The organism is Pseudomonas sp. M5A4_2d (assembly GCF_053345295.1).
The window spans coordinates 503973-517777 of the sequence record NZ_JBKEZW010000001.1; the positions used below are offsets into that span (position 1 = coordinate 503973).

Sequence of the window (13805 nt, forward strand, 5' to 3'; positions counted from 1 at the left end):
AATACAGTCAAAGGTGGGAGCGGGCTTGCTCGCGAAGGCGTCAGCCCAGGCGCGGCTTACTTGGGCCCAAGGATTTTGGCCAGCTTCTCCGGCGACGGCGCACCCTGCTGTTGCTGCAAGCCGCCCTTGTCATCCAGGTAGAAAATCGCCGGTGTAGCCGACAATTCCAGCTCCTCCATCAACTTCATGTTGGCGTCGAGCTTGGCTTCGATAGGCGCCGGAATCTTGTCCAGCGCCTGCAATTTGCTGCCTTTGCCGGCGGCTTCATGTTCTTCCAGGGCTTTCTGCGGGTCTTTGGCGGCGAACAGGGCGGCCGACTTGCCTGGGCTGTCTTCGCGGATAATACCGACCATGATGTGGCGCAACTGTACCTTGCCGGCTTTTACCCACGGTCGTGCCTGTTCCCAGAACATGTTGCAGTACGGGCAGTTGGGGTCGCTGAACAGGTAGACGATACGTGGCGCGTTTTTATCGCCGTCCTGAATCCAGCTGCTGTTTTCCATTTTGCCCCAGACTTCCTTGGCCATCGGCGCGTACACCAGTTTTTCCAGGGGCGCGCTGCTCAGGTCTTTGCCTTCGGCGTCGTACAGGTTGCCGGCGATCACGCTTTTGCCGTCGGCAGTCAGGTACAGGGCCATGCCGCGGTTCTGGTACTGCGCGGCGTAGCCGGTGAGGCCGCTGGGAGCGTCGAACTTGCCGAGGATCTTGGCGCCCTTGGCTTCAATCTGCTTGATCGGTGCAGGCCAGTCTTCGGCCTGGGCCAGGGTGGCCGCGAGCGTCAGCGGCAGCAGGGTCAGCAGGTGGCGGAGTCGAGGCATGTCGGTTTCCTTGTGGCGGCAGGGGCAGTGTCGAAGGGTTCCATGGCGCGGGCCAGGCTGGCCTGGGACAATTCGCCCAAGTGGCTGTTGATCAGGCGCCCATCGGCTTGGTAGAACAGGGTGGTCGGCAACGCCATGCTGCCCACGGCCTGGCCGAGCCGGCCGCTGGCGTCAAACAGCACGTTGTCGAGGGTCAGGCCTTGGGTGGCGAGGAAGGTGCTGACGCTTTGCATGCTTTCGGCCTGGTTGACGAACAGGAAGGTCACGTCCGGCCGTTGATGCTGCGCGCGCTCCAGCACCGGCATTTCCCGGCGGCACGGTGGGCACCAGGTGGCCCAGAGGTTGATCACCAGTGGGCCGCCTTTGTAATCGGCCAGTTGCACCACGTCGCCATTGGCATTGCGCAGGGTGATATCCGGCAGTTGTGCGCCCTTGTCGTAAAGGCTCAGGGACACGCTGGTCAGGCCCCAGAACACCAGCCCGGTGATCACACCGGCGCTTAACGGTTTGCGCAAGGCCGGGCGGCGCCAGCCGTACAACAGGGTACCCAGCACCAGCGCGATCACGCCGGGCCAGGCGAGAAAACCGCCGTCGCGCAGGTCAACCATCTGCAATGGGTCGCGGCTGTAATCGCTCCAATACATCAGTACAAAACTGACGCGGGCGACCAGCATGCCCAGCAGAAACAGACTGAACAGCACCGATTCCGGGTTTTCACCGCCACGCTTGGCCACGCGCCAGCCCACCAGCGTGGCAAGAATCAGCGCGCTGATCAGCAGGATGTGATTCAGGGCGATGGCGAAGGTGCCGATGGTCAGGGTCAGCATCAGCGTGCGTCTCGGGTTTGCGTCCAGCGTTGCAGGAAGGCGGCGGCATCCACTTCGCCGGTGATGCGTTGTGCGCGGCGTTCTTCACCGTCCGGGCCGATCCACACGAAGCTCGGTGGCCCTGGCACCTTGTAGCGGCCGAGCAGTTCGCGGCTGGCGGCGTTGTCGGCGGTGACGTCCAGGCGCAGCAGGCGCACGTCTTTCAGCGCGGCCATCACTTCGGGTTTGCCGAACACTTGTTTTTCCATGATCTTGCACGACACGCACCAGTCGGCGTAGTAGTCCACCAGCACCCATTGGCCCTGGGCTTTGGCGCTGTCGAGTTGGCTTTGCAGCACAGTCGGGTCGCTGATGGTCATGAAGGCGTCGTGGGCGCTCGGCGCAGCCGCCACTGTTGATCCGCTGTAGACCTTCAACGGTTGCCACAGGTCGTCACTGCCACCGGCCGCGCCCACCATCAGCACTGCGCCCCACAGGCCCAGCACCAGGGAACCGGCGCCGAACACTTTGGCCGCCAGGCCGTACTCGCGGGCCAGTGTCCAGCCGCAGTAAGCCATCACCAGCGCCAATGCGCCCCACAGGCCAATCCACAGGCTTTCGCCGACCACCGGGCGAATCATCAGCACCGCAGTGCCGAGGAACAGGAAGCCGAAAACGCCTTTGAGCACGTCCATCCAACTGCCCGGTTTAGGCAGGAAGCGGTTGCCCACGGTGACCAGCAACAACAGTGGAATACCGATGCCGATGCCCATGGCGAACAGGATCAAACCACCGTGCAGCGCATTGCCGCTCTGGGCGATATACAGCAGGGCGCCGGCCAGTGGCGCGGTCATGCACGGCCCCACCAACAGGCCGGACAGTGCCCCAAGAATGCCGGCACCTACCAGGCTGCCGCCGCTTTGCTGGCGGCTGACATTGTCCAGGCGATCACGCACAAAGGCTGGCAGTTGCAGTTCAAAGAAACCAAACATGGGCAGGGCGAGGAGCACAAACAGCGCGGCGAAACTGCCGAGAATCCAGGGTGTTTGCAGCAGTGCGGCGAGGTTGCCGCCCAGCAGCGCGGCCAATACGCCAAGCGCCGCATACACCAGGGCCATGCACACCACGTAGCTGCTGGCCAGGGCAAAACCGCGACGCGGGCTGGCGCCACTGCCCACCACCAGCCCTGCGAGGATCGGCAACATCGGCAACGAACAAGGGGCAAACGCCAGCAGCAAGCCCAAGCCAAAGAACACCAGCAGGCTCCAACCCAGGCTGCGCTGTTGCAGGCCGCTGGCCAGACTTTGATCCTGGGCTTGGCCTTGGGCCTGCACTTGCGCAGTGCCCGCTATGGCCGGGGTGCCGCCCAGATCCACGGTAATCGACTGCGGCGGGTAGCACAGGCCCGCATCGGCGCAACCCTGCCAGCCGAGCTTGACCTGGCCGGTGGCACCGGCGGGGATCTTCACTTCCAGGCCTTGGCGATACACTTGCTGCTCGCCGAAAAACTCATCGCTATGGGCTTCACCCTGGGGCAATACCGGTTTTTCAGCCAGGCCGTCGAACTTCATGCGCTGCTGGTACAGGTAATAACCGTCGGCAATCTGCCAATACAGCTGGGTCTCGCCGGTTTCCAGGCGCTCGGAGGTAAAGGTGAAGGCCTTGCCCACCGGGAGGAAATCGGGTTTGGTCTCGAAGGGATTGCCCGGCGCGGCCTGGGCGAACCCTGCAAACAACACCAGCAGAAAGGTAAACAGATACCGCATGGTCAAGCCTTAGTTCGATGCAAGTTAGGCACACAATGTGTGGTGTTGATTAACCGATGATTAACCGGGCGCTATTCTAAAGTGAAGGGCAGCGCTGAGCGCGCCTCTTTTCACGGCATAATCGGCACTTAATCCGCTGGACCTTTAATCCCCCCATCATTCATGAAGGGTTAACCATGCACGTACTGGTCTGTGAAGACGACGAACTGATCGCCAGCGGCATTGTGGCCGGGCTCGGTGCCCAGGGCTTTACCGTCGAGCGCGTGGCCACGGCCGCTGCCGCACGCGCGATGCTCAAGGCGGCCAACTTCGACATCATGGTGCTCGACCTCGGCTTGCCCGACGAAGACGGCCTCAAGCTGCTGCAACAACAGCGCAGCCACGGCCTGGAAATTCCGGTGCTGATCCTCACGGCGCGCGATTCGGTGACCAACCGTGTCGATGGCCTGCAAGCCGGTGCCGACGACTACCTGCTCAAACCCTTTGACCTGCGCGAACTGGCCGCACGCCTGCAAACCCTGCTGCGGCGAGTAGCAGGACGCCGGGTCAACCTGATCGAACACGGTCATCTGGCCTACGATCCCAGCAGTCGCGAAACCTTCCTGGCCGGCCAGCCGGTAGACCTCTCCCGTCGCGAGCAAGCGCTGTTGCAGGCCCTGCTGCATAACAAAGGCCGGGTGCTGTCCAGCGAGCAGCTCAAGGACAGTGTCTACGGCTTCAACGACGAACTGGAAAGTAACGCCCTCAACGTGCACATCCACCACCTGCGACGCAAATTGGGCAACGGCATCGTCGAGACCGTGCGCGGCCTCGGTTATCGCCTGGGTACGGCGGATGGTGGTGTTGCTGACGAAGGAGACAACGCTTCGTGATGAGCCTGCGCCTGCGCCTGACGTTCAAGCTGGGCGCTGCTTTTGTGCTGATCTGGGTACTGGCGGCGGCCTGGATGCTCAACGATCTGCGCAACCAGATGATGTTTTCCCTCGACCAGCGCCTGGTGGCGTCGGCGCGTATGGTGGCGGGGCTGACCGAGCAGATGCCGGGCCTGGCCAGTGTGAGCGCGGGTACGCATTTGCGCACCGAGCAACTGAACGTGCCGGGCGGCATGGCCTGCCAGGTCAGCTCCCTGCGTGGGGAAATCCTCGCACGCAGTCACATGACCCCGGATGAAGGCCTTGAGTCGCGCAAGAGTGGCTTTCGCGATCAGGTGATCGACGGCGTAAGCTGGCGCAGTTTCACCCTGTCCCGTGGCGACTTGCTGATCACCACCGCCGACCGCCAGGTGGAGCGCGAGGCGTTGAACCTGTCGATATTGCTGGCCGCTTCGGTGCCGGTGGGTGTGGCGCTGCTGTGCTGCCTGTGCCTGCTGTGGCTGGGCATCGGCCAAAGCCTGTTGCCGCTCAACCGCATGCGCGATGCGTTGATGCGCCGCAGTGCTGATTCCCTCGAACCGCTGCAGATTCACCCGTTACCCAGCGAGTTGAAACCACTGCTCGATACCCAGAACCAACTGTTGCAACGCATCGCCAAGACCATCGAGCGTGAGCGCCGCCTCACCGGCGACGCCGCCCACGAACTGCGCAGCCCGCTGACGGCGATCAAGACCCACCTGCAAGTGGCGCGCATGACCGAAGGCGCGGCGCGCGACCAGTCCCTGGCCCATGCCGAAGAAGGCGCCGACCGCTTGCATCGTACGTTGGAGCAATTGCTGCTGTTGGCGAGGGTGGAGGGCAGCCTGTCGTTCGACGACGGCCTGCAATCGAGTGCTGAACAAGTCGCGCGGCTGGCGATCCAGGATGCGAATGCCGGCGACAATCGGCGCATCGATCTGGTCCTGGCGGAGAACCTCACGCAAACCCCGGTGGAAATGCCGGTGGCCTTGGCCGTCGCAGCCCTGCGCAATCTGTTGGACAACGCTTTGCGCCATACCCCGGACGATACCCGTGTGGAGTTGAATGTGTTCACCACGGCCGACACGGTAGTGTTCCGCGTGCGTGACCACGGCAAGCAAATCTCCAGCGAAGACCTGCAATACCTGACCCAACGCTTCTGGCGCAATGGCAGCAGCGAGGGCTGCGGCCTGGGATTGGCGATCGTTCAGGCGATCGTGCAACGCTGCTCTTGCTCCTTGAAGTTCGACAGCCAGCCGGATGGTCTGCGGGTCGACCTGGGCATGCCATTACGGCGCTGATCACTTTTTTTCAAGTGGCAAAAATAGTTACCGCCCTCCTGGATTTCATACGTTCAGGATGGCGGTAATTTTTTGCGCTTGAACGGGCTGAATGACTCGGCCTGTACTGAAAAGGACGGTTCTTATGTTGGTGATCGACAGCAGTTTCCCCGCCATGGATTTCAATCAACGCGACGGTGAAACCGTGCGGCAAGTGGTCCTGCATTACACGGCGGCGCCCTTTGCCTCGTCCCTGCGTACCCTCACCCAGGATGGCGTCAGTGCTCATTATCTGGTGCCGGACCCCGATGACAGTGGCTACCAGGCACTCGGATACGAAGAGTTACGCGCGTTTCGCTTGGTACACGAGGACCAGCGCGCCTGGCATGCCGGGGTGAGCCATTGGGGTGGGCGCGATAACCTCAATAGCCGCTCCATTGGCATCGAGATAGTCAATTTGGCGCGCGATGATGGGGGCGTATTGACCTTTCCTGCTTACGGTGATGAGCAGGTTGAGGTGTTGATTGCGTTGGTGCGCGACCTACTCGCGCGATACCCGCAGATTGGCCCGACTGACATTCTTGGGCATTCGGATGTGGCGTATTGGCGCAAGAGTGATCCAGGGCCTCGACTACCTTGGCGGTGTTTGTTCGAGGCCGGTATCGGGGCCTGGTTTGATGAGTCGACGCGGGTGATGTATCAGCGGCGATTTTCTTTGGGACTGCCGCCAGAGGTTGAGATAGAGCGGGCGTTTCAGCGATATGGCTATAAACCGGCTCAGAATCGCAGGGCCTTTGAGTTAAGGACGCGGGCGTTTCAGATGCACTTTCGGAGCCGGGATTACGCTGGGGTTCTGGATGGGGAGACGTGCGCGATTTTGTATGCGTTGAATGAGCGGTATCGGGCGGTGTGAGCTCGAGTGGTCGTAGCAGCCCATCGACCTGATGCACTGAGATCCAAGGGTGGCAGCGGGCTTGCTCGCGAATCCAATCAAAAACCATAACAAGCCTAAATCCCCCCACCGCTGGTGCGTCTCCAGAACATGAAATCCGTGCGCACCACGGATCGGCAGTTTGGTCACCCCCACCCGCGTATTGAGGGATCGAGAGATGTCAGTCGCTACCAGCCGTATCGAAGACGCCCCGGTGTATGCCAACCCGGCACCTGCGGAAACGCTTTACCAATTTGAAGAAACCCCACTGTTGGCCCGCCAACGCCAGCAGGAATCCAACGCCCGCAGCTACCCACGGCGTATTCCTTTGGCACTCAAGCGTGCCAAGGGGATCTACGTGGAAGACGTGGAAGGCCGCAGTTTCATCGACTGCCTGGCGGGTGCAGGCACCTTGGCGCTGGGCCACAATCACCCGGTGGTGATCGAAGCCATCCAGCAGGTACTCAGCGACGAGCTCCCGCTGCACACCCTCGACCTGACGACGCCAGTCAAGGACCAGTTCGTACAAGACCTGTTCGGCCTGTTGCCTGCAGCGCTTGCGCAGGAAGCGAAAATCCAGTTCTGCGGCCCCACCGGCACCGACGCGGTGGAAGCCGCGCTGAAGCTGGTGCGCACGGCCACCGGTCGCAGCACGGTGTTGTCGTTCCAGGGCGGTTACCACGGCATGAGCCAGGGCGCACTCAGCCTGATGGGCAGCCTGGGGCCGAAAAAACCGTTGGGCGCCTTGCTCGGCAATGGCGTGCAATTTCTGCCTTTCCCCTACGACTACCGCTGCCCCTTCGGCCTGGGCGGCGCGGAAGGAGTGCGGGTCAATCTGCATTACCTGGAAAATCTGTTGAACGACCCGGAAGGCGGGGTGTTGCTGCCGGCGGCGGTGATTGTCGAAGTGGTGCAGGGCGAGGGCGGGGTGATTCCGGCCGACCTTGATTGGCTACGTGGCTTGCGACGCATCACCGAGCAGGCGGGCGTGGCGTTGATCGTTGATGAAATCCAGAGCGGTTTCGGCCGCACCGGCAAGATGTTTGCCTTCGAACATGCCGGCATCATCCCGGATGTGGTGGTGATGTCCAAAGCCATCGGCGGCAGCTTGCCGCTGGCGGTAGTGGTGTATCGCGACTGGCTCGACACCTGGCTGCCGGGCGCGCATGCCGGGACTTTCCGTGGCAACCAGATGGCAATGGCGGCGGGTTCGGCGGTGATGCGCTACCTCAAGGAGCACGACCTGGCCGGTCATGCAGCCGCCATGGGCGAGCGCCTTGGCGAACACCTGCGCATCCTGCAGCGAGACTTCGCGTATCTGGGGGATATTCGTGGTCGTGGGTTGATGCTGGGCGTGGAGCTGGTGGACCCGAACGGCACCCTGGATATTCAGGGACACCCGCCGGTGCATCGCCAACTGGCACCGCTGGTTCAGCGTGAATGCCTCAAGCGTGGCCTGATACTGGAGTTGGGCGGTCGGCATGGCTGCGTGGTGCGGTTCCTGCCACCGTTGGTGATTACGGCCGTCGAAGTCGACCGGGTTGCCGAGATCTTCGGTCGTGCTTTGGCGGCAGCGGTCGCCAGCCTCTAATTTTTCGCAAGCTTGGTACGTTTCTACAGATATCAGCGCTGCGCGTGGTGCGCAGCCAGCCTTTTTAGCGATGGAGAACAGCAATGACCTCAGTATTTGACCGCGACGACATCCTGTTTCAGGTAGTGGTCAACCACGAAGAACAGTATTCCATCTGGCCCGACTACAAGGTCGTACCGGAAGGCTGGCGCACCGTGGGCAAGAGCGGCATGAAGAAAGAGTGCCTGGCTTACATCGAAGAAGTCTGGACCGATATGCGCCCCCTGAGCCTGCGTCAGAAGATGGACGCTGCTGCGCTGGCCAGCTGACACACCGCAAATCCAATGTGGGAGCGGGCTTGCTCGCGAATGCGGTGTATCAGCCAGCCCATTCAGTGACTGGCAGACCGTATTCGCGGGCAAGCCCGCTCCCACAGAACAACCCTATTGCGGTGTGTTGGTATACAGATAATCCGTCGCCAACGACGCCAGTGTCCGCACTCCCACCACCAACGCCGACTCATCCACAAAGAAGCCCGGATTATGGTTCGGCGCGGCTTTGCTCATGTCCTGATCCCTCGGGGTCACCCCCAGGAATACAAACAGTCCTGGCGCTTGCTTGGCATAAAACGAGAAGTCTTCGGCACCGCCAACCAGCGGCCCTTGCACCACATCATCCTTGGCCGCCCAGCGCAGGCTTGGCAGCATTTTCTCGGTCAGCGCCGGGTTGTTGATGGTCGGGTCGTACTTCTCGATGATGGTGACTTCGGCCTTGGCGCCGCCACTCTCGGCGATTTTTTCCACGGTCTGGCGCACATCCGCGTGCAGCTTCTGGCGAATGCCGTAATCGTAGGAGCGAATGGTGCCGCTCATGTCGACCGACTCCGGGATGATGTTGTAGCGCGTGCCGCCGTTGATGGTGCCAATGCTCACCACCGACGGAAACGACGAGATGTCGGTACGCCGGCTCACCACGGTTTGCAGGCCGACAATGGTTTGCGCGCCAACGGTGATCGGGTCGATGCCGTCCCACGGGCGGCCGGCGTGGGTCTGTTTGCCGAGGATCTTGATGCGCAGGTCATCGGAACTGGCCAGGGTCGGGCCCGGGCGGTAAGTGATCTGCCCGGCCGGTACGCCGGCCCAGACATGCAGGCCGAACACGGCATCCGGCTTGGGTGCCGTCATCACGCCTTCCTGCACCATCATTTTCGCGCCCCAGGTGTTCTTGCCGTCGGGGATAAAGTCGCTCGGGCCTTCTTCGGCCGGCTGGAAATAAAACACCACGGTGCCGGGCAGGCGGTCACGCATGCCGGTAAGAATTTTCGCTGTGCTCAGCAGGATCGCGGTGTGGGCGTCGTGGCCACAGGCGTGCATGACGTCGACCTCTTTGCCCAGATAGGTGCCTTTGGCCTTCGAGGCGAAGGGCAGGTCGGCGACTTCCTTGACCGGCAGCGCATCCATGTCGGCGCGCAAGGCGACGGTGGGGCCGGGCAGGCCACCCTTCAAGATGGCGACGACGCCGGTGCGGGCCACGCCGGTTTTCACCTCAAGGCCGAGGTCGCGAAGTTGTTTGGCGACCAGCTCGGCGGTGCGTGTCTCGGTATTGCCCAATTCGGGGTGAGCGTGGATATCGCGGCGGGTTTCCAGCAGGCTCGGCTCCAGCGCCTTGGCCTGGGTGGCGATTTCCTCGCGGGCGCTGTCCTGGCCACTGCTGGCGGCAATCACCGCGCTGCTGGCGACCCCGCACAGCACGCCTAAAACCCATCGGTGTGTCAGACCATTCAAACGCATAAAGACCTCTCCTGAGTTTATTGTTGTTGATCTTTCTCCTGCACGCTGCCGGCGGTCACCACCTGCACACTCAAGCGCGGCGTGGCCAAATCCAACCCGGCCTCATCCAGATGGCGCTTGAGCGACAGGTTGAACGCCCGCGACACTTCCCACTGTTTGATCGGCGCGGTTTTGAAGCGCGCGCGCAGGATCGCACTGCCGGACTCGAAGCTTTCCACGCCCTGAATTTCCAGCGGCGACCAGATGTTGCGGCGTTGCAGTGGGTCGTTGCGCATTTTCTGGCCGACGTCGCGCATCAACTTGATGGCGTCGTCGATTTCCATGTTGTAGGGGATCGCCACCCGGAAGATCGCGTAGCCGAACTCCCGCGAGTAGTTCTTGATGCTCTTGATTTCGCTGAACGGAATGGTATGCACGATGCCGTCGATGTCCCGCAGGCGCACGGTACGGATGGTCAGGCCCTCGACGGTACCGAGGTGGCCGCCAACGTCCACGTAGTCATCGATGGCCAGGGAGTCTTCGATGATGATGAACAGGCCGGTAATCAGGTCCGCTACCAGCGATTGCGCACCAAAACCGATGGCCAGGCCGATCACACCGGCACCGGCCAGCAGTGGGGTGACGTTCATGCCCATGTTCGCCAGGGCGACGATGGCGGCGATGATAAAGATGGTCACGAACAGCACGTTGCGAATCAGCGGCATCATGGTCTGCGCGCGCGCGTTGGCCAGGCCTTTGCGCGAGCGCGTGAGGGCGTGGTGGATCGCGGTGTCGCTGAGGATCCAGATCAACCAGGCAAACAGCAGCGTGCCGCCAAGGCCGAACAGCTTGACGCTGATTTCATGGCCATCGCCTTCGGTAAAACGAATCAGCGAAAGGCCCCAGACGCGCAAGCCCAATTCGATAAACGCCAGCCACACCACCAAATGAGCCAGGGTGTACACGAAGCTTTTCAGGCGCTCGGAGTACAGCGCGTGGCGCTTGTGCCCGCGTAGCGGTTTGAGCGCATGACGGCGCACCAGCCCGTTGATCACCATGCACAACACCAGCAACACCGTGCATAACAACGATTGGCGCAGGGCGGTGCTGGTGTCGCCGGCAGACAGGAAGGTGGCAAACAGCGAGATGCCCACCAGCAGCAGCGCCGGCAAATACCAGAAGCTGCCGATAATCGAGAGCGTGTCGGTGATGGCGCGGCGGGTAAGGCGCCGGGACAGCGGTTGGTTGCGGATCAGGTGGGCGATCGGCCGGCGGAAACGCAGGATAAATACGCCGGTGGACAATGCCGCCATCACATTGGCGACGGTCGCCGCCGTATGGGCCAGGTGCTGACCCAGGGCCTGCATCATTCGCGGGTCGCTCAGCGCTTCACCGAAGGCGGCGAAGCTGCCGATCAGCCACAGCGGGCGGAAGGCCTGGCGACGCAGGATGTAGAGCGCGCGGTGGCGGTGCGGGCCGTCGAGTACGGAGAAGGCAATCACGCAGATCGCCGAGAAACAGGTGCCGACCACCAATGCGTAAGCCAGCACCATCGCCAGGGATTTGCCCAGGGACGAGGGCAGCACATAGCTCAGGTAAACTGTGATGACCAGGGCAATCAGCCATGGCCCCAATTTGCGCAGGGCGAAGCGCAGCATGTCCCAGGTGCGTGGGTGTTGCGGCAGTTCCTCGGGCAAGCCGAAACGCTCGCGTACGCGGTGGCTGAGCCAGATCAGGGCGGCGGCCAGCAGGCTCCATACCGCCAGGATCACGGCAAAGCCGAAAATGATCGGCAGCCATTCACTGGCCGGCATCATCAGCGCGCCGAGTTCATCCTTGGCCAGGTCAACTTCGTTGGACCAGCGCCCCAGCGGGCTGTCTGCACCGGAAAACTGTGCCTCAAGGCCGGCCAGGGTGCCGCCGATCAACCCGAGAACGCCTTGTTCGGCGGCGGGTTGGGCCTTTTGCGTGGCTTCGCGCAGCTTCTTTAAATCGCTCAGCAACTGGGTGCGCTGCCGGTCGTTTTCCAGGGTTTTGATGACCTCGTCCAGCGACTGTCCCAGCGGCACATCGGCCTGGGGTTGGGGCTTGTTGGTGCTGCCCAGCAAGCCGGGCAAGCCCACGGCTTGGGCAGGCGTGAGCGGCAGCAGCATCAGCAGGGCGATCAGGAAACAGCAGGGCAGGGCACGAAGACGGGAAAGCACGAGGCGGTCAACCTTGGAAACGACGAGTTGACCGAGTGTACGAGGCCGTTATGCCCAATGCGAGTGCATTTGTCATTCCGCCAGTTTGGCGAGGATTTTGTAAACCACGGTTCCCAGGATCAGCAGCATACCGACCCACATGCCAAACACGCCGACGGGCTTGTCGCGAAAGTTGAAGCCGGTCGCGAGCAGGATCATGCCGATCAGGATGGGGATAAGCATGGCGTGGAAAGAGGACATGGAGATCATGGGGCGACGGCCTTGTCAGAGTGGGAATACTGACAAGTCTAGGTCGGATTATCAGAAGTGCAGATGATGCAGGTCAGTTTGCAGGCCAGGTGTACACAAAACCCAATGTGGGAGGGGGCTTGCTCCCGACGACAGTCTATCAGTCACTAAAATGTTGACTGACCCACTGCTATCGGGGCAAGCCCCCTCCCACATTTTTGACCGAGTTGCCCTGCAAATTCAGGGCAGGTCGCGGCTCGCGTAGAACGCACCCAGTACCTTCACCAAATGCGCCAGGTCATGGCTGCCGCACAGTTCACGGATGGAGTGCATGGCAAACGTCGGCAGGCCGATGTCCACGGTGCGTACGCCCAAATGGCTGGCGGTGATCGGGCCGATGGTCGAGCCGCAGCCCATGTCGCTGCGTACCACAAAACTCTGCACCGGGACTTCCTGGGCCATGCACAGGTGGCGGAAGAAGCCGGCGGTTTCGCTGTTAGTGGCGTAGCGCTGGTTGCTGTTGACCTTTATCACCGGGCCCGCATTGAGTTTCGGGCCATGGTTGGCGTCGTGTTTCTCGGCGTAGTTTGGATGTACACCGTGGGCATTGTCCGCCGATACCAACAGTGATTTCTGAATGGTACGTACGAATTCATCACCTTCCGGCAACAGGCGGCGCAGGGTCTGTTCCAGCATCGGACCATCGGCACCGCAGGCCGAGCAGGAGCCGACTTCTTCGTGGTCGTTGCACACCAGCACACAGGTTTCATCGGTTTCGCTGGTGAGCAAGGCTTGCAGGCCGGCGTAGCACGACAACAGGTTGTCGAGGCGGGCGCCGGCGATGAAGTCGCGATTGAGGCCAATCACTGCAGCACTTTGGGTGTCGTAGAAGCTCAACTCGTAGTCGAGTACCACGTCGGCGTTCAGGCCGTGTTCGCGCGCCAGTTGCTCGGTGAGCACGGCGCGGAAGTCCACGCGTTCATCACCGGCGAATTGCGCCAGGATCGGCGGCAGCTCGGTCTGGGCGTTGATCGCCCAACCCTGGTTGGCTTCACGGTTCAGGTGAATGGCCAGGTTGGGGATGATGGCGATGGGCTGCTTGAAGTCGATCAGCTGGCTCTCGACCTTGCCGTCGCGGCGGAAGGTCACGCGGCCGGCCAGCGACAGGTCGCGGTCGAACCATGGGGCCAGCAGCGCACCGCCGTAGACTTCCACACCCAACTGCCAGAAACCCTGGCGCTGCAGCTCCGGCTGGGGCTTGACCCGCAGGCACGGGCTGTCGGTGTGGGCGCCGACCAGGCGAATCCCGCCCTGCAGCGGCGAGTGGCGGCCGAGCTTGAACGCGATGATCGAGGAATCGTTACGGGTCACGTAATAGCGACCGTTGGCCTCGGTGGCCCAGGTTTCGCGCTCGTCGAGACGCTGGTAACCAGCCGCTTCCAGGCGCTGGGCGAGGGCGGCAGTGGCATGAAAAGGAGTAGGGGAGGCCTTGAGGAAGTCGATCAGGCCTTGATTCAACGCTTCGCGCATAAATAGCTCCAGA

General features: G+C 62.0%; 12 protein-coding genes. 5 read left to right on the forward strand and 7 right to left on the reverse strand.

Features of this window, described 5'->3' with window-relative positions; translation table 11 throughout:
* Positions 1 to 56: 56 nt before the first annotated feature.
* The 3 genes from dsbG to dsbD are packed head-to-tail and all read right to left on the reverse strand — an operon-like array spanning position 57 to position 3390.
* Positions 57 to 818 carry a thiol:disulfide interchange protein DsbG gene (gene dsbG / locus ACLBW8_RS02290; protein ID WP_447804466.1) on the reverse strand — a complete coding sequence of 254 codons (762 nt, stop codon included), beginning with the start codon at positions 816 to 818 and terminating at the stop codon, positions 57 to 59.
* Positions 794 to 1645: a prolipoprotein diacylglyceryl transferase family protein gene (locus ACLBW8_RS02295; protein ID WP_447804467.1), complete on the reverse strand. Its 852-nt coding sequence runs from the start codon at positions 1643 to 1645 to the stop codon at positions 794 to 796. Before ACLBW8_RS02295 ends, dsbG begins: the two co-directional genes overlap by 25 nt.
* A complete protein-coding gene (gene dsbD / locus ACLBW8_RS02300) occupies positions 1645 to 3390 on the reverse strand; it encodes a protein-disulfide reductase DsbD (protein ID WP_447804468.1) in 1746 nt (581 codons plus the stop codon). Before dsbD ends, ACLBW8_RS02295 begins: the two co-directional genes overlap by 1 nt.
* Positions 3391 to 3566: 176 nt before the next feature.
* On the opposite strand from dsbD, the gene ACLBW8_RS02305 reads away from it, so the two are divergent.
* The 5 genes from ACLBW8_RS02305 to ACLBW8_RS02325 all read left to right on the forward strand — a co-directional run bounded on the left by ACLBW8_RS02305 (position 3567) and on the right by ACLBW8_RS02325 (position 8390).
* The gene (locus ACLBW8_RS02305) at positions 3567 to 4262 is read left to right on the forward strand and encodes a response regulator (protein WP_447804469.1); all 696 of its coding nucleotides are present in this window, start codon (positions 3567 to 3569) and stop codon (positions 4260 to 4262) included.
* Positions 4262 to 5581, forward strand: coding sequence for an ATP-binding protein (locus ACLBW8_RS02310; protein ID WP_447804470.1), 1320 nt, complete (start codon positions 4262 to 4264; stop codon positions 5579 to 5581). Before ACLBW8_RS02305 ends, ACLBW8_RS02310 begins: the two co-directional genes overlap by 1 nt.
* A 124-nt stretch (positions 5582 to 5705) precedes the next feature.
* Complete coding sequence (locus tag ACLBW8_RS02315) at positions 5706 to 6473, forward strand: N-acetylmuramoyl-L-alanine amidase (protein ID WP_447804471.1); 768 nt, start codon at positions 5706 to 5708, stop codon at positions 6471 to 6473.
* 196 nt (positions 6474 to 6669) lie between these two features.
* Complete coding sequence (locus ACLBW8_RS02320) at positions 6670 to 8082, forward strand: aspartate aminotransferase family protein (protein WP_064453408.1); 1413 nt, start codon at positions 6670 to 6672, stop codon at positions 8080 to 8082.
* Between the two features lie 83 nt (positions 8083 to 8165).
* Positions 8166 to 8390, forward strand: a complete 225-nt coding sequence (locus ACLBW8_RS02325) for an MbtH family protein (RefSeq protein ID WP_064453407.1) — start codon at positions 8166 to 8168, stop codon at positions 8388 to 8390.
* 114 nt (positions 8391 to 8504) lie between these two features.
* Here ACLBW8_RS02325 and ACLBW8_RS02330 read toward each other — a convergent pair whose 3' ends face one another.
* The 4 genes from ACLBW8_RS02330 to ACLBW8_RS02345 form a co-directional block, all read right to left on the reverse strand.
* Positions 8505 to 9851 carry an amidohydrolase gene (locus tag ACLBW8_RS02330; protein ID WP_064453406.1) on the reverse strand — a complete coding sequence of 449 codons (1347 nt, stop codon included), beginning with the start codon at positions 9849 to 9851 and terminating at the stop codon, positions 8505 to 8507.
* A gap of 17 nt (positions 9852 to 9868) precedes the next feature.
* Positions 9869 to 12034: a mechanosensitive ion channel family protein gene (locus ACLBW8_RS02335; RefSeq protein ID WP_064453405.1), complete on the reverse strand. Its 2166-nt coding sequence runs from the start codon at positions 12032 to 12034 to the stop codon at positions 9869 to 9871.
* Between the two features lie 72 nt (positions 12035 to 12106).
* Positions 12107 to 12274, reverse strand: coding sequence for a hypothetical protein (locus ACLBW8_RS02340; RefSeq protein WP_162232027.1), 168 nt, complete (start codon positions 12272 to 12274; stop codon positions 12107 to 12109).
* A 228-nt stretch (positions 12275 to 12502) separates the two neighbouring features.
* On the reverse strand, positions 12503 to 13792 hold the full coding sequence (locus ACLBW8_RS02345; protein WP_447804472.1) for a M18 family aminopeptidase: 1290 nt from the start codon (positions 13790 to 13792) through the stop codon (positions 12503 to 12505).
* Positions 13793 to 13805 lie beyond the last annotated feature (13 nt).

Excerpts from the sequence above, each read along its gene's own strand:
- dsbG (WP_447804466.1), bottom strand. The coding sequence starts at position 818 with ATGCCTCGACTCCGCCACCTGCTGACCCTGCTGCCGCTGACGCTCGCG.
- ACLBW8_RS02295 (WP_447804467.1), bottom strand. The coding sequence starts at position 1,645 with ATGCTGACCCTGACCATCGGCACCTTCGCCATCGCCCTGAATCACATC.
- dsbD (WP_447804468.1), bottom strand. The coding sequence starts at position 3,390 with ATGCGGTATCTGTTTACCTTTCTGCTGGTGTTGTTTGCAGGGTTCGCC.
- ACLBW8_RS02305 (WP_447804469.1), top strand. The coding sequence starts at position 3,567 with ATGCACGTACTGGTCTGTGAAGACGACGAACTGATCGCCAGCGGCATT.
- ACLBW8_RS02310 (WP_447804470.1), top strand. The coding sequence starts at position 4,262 with ATGAGCCTGCGCCTGCGCCTGACGTTCAAGCTGGGCGCTGCTTTTGTG.
- ACLBW8_RS02315 (WP_447804471.1), top strand. The coding sequence starts at position 5,706 with ATGTTGGTGATCGACAGCAGTTTCCCCGCCATGGATTTCAATCAACGC.
- ACLBW8_RS02320 (WP_064453408.1), top strand. The coding sequence starts at position 6,670 with ATGTCAGTCGCTACCAGCCGTATCGAAGACGCCCCGGTGTATGCCAAC.
- ACLBW8_RS02325 (WP_064453407.1), top strand. The coding sequence starts at position 8,166 with ATGACCTCAGTATTTGACCGCGACGACATCCTGTTTCAGGTAGTGGTC.
- ACLBW8_RS02330 (WP_064453406.1), bottom strand. The coding sequence starts at position 9,851 with ATGCGTTTGAATGGTCTGACACACCGATGGGTTTTAGGCGTGCTGTGC.
- ACLBW8_RS02340 (WP_162232027.1), bottom strand. The coding sequence starts at position 12,274 with ATGTCCTCTTTCCACGCCATGCTTATCCCCATCCTGATCGGCATGATC.
- ACLBW8_RS02345 (WP_447804472.1), bottom strand. The coding sequence starts at position 13,792 with ATGCGCGAAGCGTTGAATCAAGGCCTGATCGACTTCCTCAAGGCCTCC.